We start from the raw sequence: 3,516 nt of genomic DNA, 5'->3' as shown, positions 1-3,516 counted from the left end.
TCAGTGGGTCGTTGGTCCGGGTGTGCCGTTGACTGATGCGCAGTGGGCGCGGATCGAGCCGTTACTCCCGGACCGGACACCGAAGCGGGGTGGCCGCTGGCGGGATCACCGGGAGGTGATCGATGCGATCGCCTACAAGTTCCAGACCGGCACGCAGTGGGTTCACCTGCCGGAGAAGTACGGCAACTGGCGAGGGGTCTACAACCGGCTGCGGATGTGGGCCGTCGACGGCACCTGGGAGCGGGTGTTCACCGCTCTGGTGGCACAGGCCGACGGGGAAGAGGACCTCAACTGGGCCGTCTCGGTGGACTCCACGATCGTGCGGGCCCATCAGCACGCGGCCGGGGCCCGCAAAAAGGGGCCCCGGCAGGTGAACCCGGCGACCATGCCATCGGCCGGTCGCGTGGTGATCACGGCCGCCGTCCACGCCGCCCTGCCCGGCCAGGCCACCGCATGACCCCCCGCCCACAGCCCGGACTGCTGCTCCGCCTCGCCGGACCACTGCAGTCCTGGGGTGAGCACAGCCACTTCAACGAACGCGACACCGCAGCCTTCCCGACCCGCTCCGGCATCATCGGCCTGCTCGCCTCCGCCTTCGGACGCCACCGCGACGAACCGATCGACGACCTGGCCGGCCTGTCCCTCACCATCCGCGTTGACCGGCCCGGCGAGCACAGCATCGTGCGGAGGCTCGCCGCACATCAGGAAGACGCTGGGAACCCTGGAACGCAGCAGATCCGCGAGGTGGTCGAGCGGCTCGTCGCCGCTACGCCCACTGGGTCACCCGCTTCGTGGCCTCGACCATGGTGCCGCGACCGCGTCCTGAGGGCAGAATCCAGTACAGGATTTCGGCGCTGCCGCCATTGAGGTCGATGTCACCCCAACCGATCAACCCCACGGCCTGACCGCCGTCGGGCCGGGCGATGGCCCATATCGCGCTCTGCTCGTTTTGCAAACGCTCGTGCATGCGCTCAATCCGCTTGCATGCTTCCGTCTGCGACGTCACGACGAGCCGGTTCCACTGGCGAATGGCCGGTTCCTGAGCGGCGGCTACCAAAGCGTCGGCGTCGCTGACGCGCCAGGGACGCAGCTCAAGACCGTTAGGGAGCGCCAACACGGGCTGTTCCATCTGAGCCAGGTGGCCCGCGGGGACGACGGGCGGGATCGGTGAGGTGATCATCGCGGCATCGTGCCACAGCCCGACGTCCAGCCCGCGGTAACCGGTGCCGAGCCATGGACCCGGCGAACCTATGCGGTCACAGCACTAGGGGGTGAAGGGAGGCCCGTCGGGGTGTCCCCGTCCGGAGAGGATCAGCATGAAGTCCCGTCTCTTCAAGGTCATCAACCCGCCCCTCGGCACCACCGGCCCGATCTACTTCCGCCGTGCCGAGCCGGACGGCACGGTGATCCAGCTCTTTGTCGGCGGCCGCACCGCCACAGTTCTCCTCAGCGGCTACCCGGTGGGCAGCGGCGTGTTCGCCGCCGAGATCACCGACTGCTACGTCTGAGCGGCGCTCGCGCCCGCCGCTCAGGGGGCGCGGGGCATCGTGTCCTGCTGCGCCGCCGCGGCCGCGGTCCCCGCGAGCGGTGTTACGTCACTTCGGCGGGCCGCCCGCAGGCCGGGCTGCGGCCACTCGTACAGCTGGATTGTCACCGTCGTGTCGCTCAGCAGGGTCCACCTGGACCTGATAGCAGACCGCTCCGTCCGACCATTCATGCCGGGCCAGCACCGGCGCGTACCGTCAGTCTCCCGCCGACCAGACCCGTAGGGCGGGGCGGTCGTCGCGCGGCCATGTCCACACCACTGGGGCCGGTCCGTCCGCTGCGCGCCACGGGCGATGCGGGACTGGCTCGGGCGGCAGTGCAGTGGGGGCGGTGCTCATCCTCCCGAGCGTAGACCGCCGCGGTTCCGCTCTGGCACGGCACCGGCTCTCGCCCTGGTCCGGCTCAACAGGTATCGGTACCGCCGCGAACCTGCACCTCGCATGGTGGTGCTTCTCTGCCAGACGGTCTGTCATTGTCGAGCACTGAACAGCCCCAGAAGAGGCTGACCACAGCGACAATCAGTACCCAGCTCCACACCACTTGGCGCTTGCTCGATGGTCTGTAAACCCCGTCGCTGTCACTCATGCCGCTGGCCCCCTCCGATCGGTCGCGACCGCTCAGACTATGCCGGTGCTAGACGGTCATCTCGACGAATGCGAGAGACGACCTGGAGGAGCTGCCGCCCGCAGTCCTCGCAGGCCGCATGCGGGGCCGGCAGGTGCGCCTCACAGTGGGTGCAGGCAGGCTGCCCGCAGAGCTCGCAGCGTGCTTCGTCGACCGCAGCGTTAACCGTGGCCATCCTCTGCGCACACTCGTCCGGGTCCAGCAGTTCCATCGGTGTCTCCTCCTTGGGATGGCCGCGCATCGTAGCCGCCCGACGGGACCCGCTGCCCATGCCGTGGAGCAGCGGGCGGGGCAGGTAACGCACCTGTCGCACCGCTGCGACACCAGGCAGGCGTGGGCGGCCGCCGCCACGACGAGACCGGACCGCGCCGGAGGATGCCGACCGAAGCGTGGGCCTGGGGGCCGGCGAAGGCCACCAGCGGCCACCGGCATCAGCACGCCGCGGTCCACGGCCCAGGCGGAACTGGGGTCAGTAACCCACAATTTCTGCCGCCGTCGGCTGCCGACCGCCTTGGTCTATCTGGCCAGATAACCCGCGCGGCCCCGGCGGTCCAGGGGAAGCCGGGGGCCGTTGTCGTGGGTCAGCGCCGCCGTGGTGCACCAGGTGGACCGGCCCATGCACCGCACCCGGCGTTCGGTGCCCACCGTCCGCCAGCTGCTGTGGCACCGCTGGGAGACGGCGCGCACGCTGATGGAGTTCCCGGGGCTGGCCGCGACCATGGACCTGCTGCTGCGGCGGGTCGCCCGGCCGTGGCGGACCGCTCCGCTGCCGCGATACCCGGCCTTCCGCCGCTGAGACCGGGGCGGCCCGGGCCTGCCGCACCGCCGAGGCTGGTGACGGGCGGGCGCGGCGCGCTTTTCGGGCGCCGCGGAAGGGGCACGCGGGGGGAACACCGCTCCCGCACGGAGGGAAGTACCACGATGGCCGAGTACGAACGTTCCCGCACGATGCACGCGCGGCCCGAGCAGGTCTTCGACCAGGCCGCCGACGTCGGCCAGCTCGACACCTGGATCCCCGACGCCGTGCACGTCGAGGCGGCGGACCTCCCTGCCGTGACCGTGCACGAGGACCGCTCCGGCCAGGACATGCCCGCGCTGCTGCGCTCGGAGCGGGACCAGATGCGGCTGGAGTGGGGCACCCGGGAGCAGGGTGCCTACGCCGGCTGGCTCCAGGTGTCCGGCATCGACAGCGGCCCGAGCGAGGTGATCGTGCACCTGTCCTTCTTCGACGAGGCGCACGACCCGGGCGAGCAGGCGGTCGGCGAGGCGCTGGACGGCAGCCTGCGGCGGCTGGAGGAGCGGGTGCGGTCCCGGTCCGGGGACGCGGCGGGCTGACCGCCCCGCCGG

General features: G+C 71.0%; 5 protein-coding genes and 1 pseudogene. 5 read left to right on the top strand and 1 reads right to left on the bottom strand.

Features of this window, described 5'->3' with window-relative positions; all coding sequences use genetic code 11:
* Both GT030_RS11080 and cas5e read left to right on the top strand, forming a co-directional pair.
* Window positions 1-457 (top strand): IS5 family transposase (locus tag GT030_RS11080; RefSeq protein WP_202459959.1); only part of this gene is annotated, 457 nt, incomplete at its 5' end.
* Window positions 454-669, top strand: a pseudogene (gene cas5e, locus GT030_RS11075) (type I-E CRISPR-associated protein Cas5/CasD); the annotation flags it as partial. The gene GT030_RS11080 and the pseudogene cas5e, both read left to right, overlap by 4 nt.
* A 97-nt stretch (window positions 670-766) precedes the next feature.
* Here the strand turns inward: cas5e and GT030_RS11070 are convergent.
* Window positions 767-1,180 (bottom strand): GNAT family N-acetyltransferase, encoded by a 414-nt coding sequence (locus GT030_RS11070; RefSeq protein ID WP_202459958.1) that lies wholly within the window; start codon window positions 1,178-1,180, stop codon window positions 767-769.
* 136 nt (window positions 1,181-1,316) lie between these two features.
* On the opposite strand from GT030_RS11070, the gene GT030_RS11065 reads away from it, so the two are divergent.
* The 3 genes from GT030_RS11065 to GT030_RS11055 all read left to right on the top strand — a co-directional run bounded on the left by GT030_RS11065 (window position 1,317) and on the right by GT030_RS11055 (window position 3,504).
* On the top strand, window positions 1,317-1,508 hold the full coding sequence (locus GT030_RS11065) for a hypothetical protein (RefSeq protein WP_161200948.1): 192 nt from the start codon (window positions 1,317-1,319) through the stop codon (window positions 1,506-1,508).
* Window positions 1,509-2,740: 1,232 nt separating this feature from the next.
* Window positions 2,741-2,965: a hypothetical protein gene (locus tag GT030_RS11060; RefSeq protein ID WP_161200947.1), complete on the top strand. Its 225-nt coding sequence runs from the start codon at window positions 2,741-2,743 to the stop codon at window positions 2,963-2,965.
* Window positions 2,966-3,090: 125 nt separating this feature from the next.
* Window positions 3,091-3,504 (top strand): SRPBCC family protein, encoded by a 414-nt coding sequence (locus GT030_RS11055; protein WP_135794700.1) that lies wholly within the window; start codon window positions 3,091-3,093, stop codon window positions 3,502-3,504.
* The last annotated feature ends 12 nt before the right edge of the window (window positions 3,505-3,516 follow it).

This window comes from Streptomyces sp. SID1328 (assembly GCF_009865595.1).
Taxonomy (GTDB): domain Bacteria; phylum Actinomycetota; class Actinomycetes; order Streptomycetales; family Streptomycetaceae; genus Streptomyces; species Streptomyces griseoluteus.
Note: the sequence above shows the minus strand (reverse complement) of the source record. Positions and strands in the feature narration are given on the sequence as shown.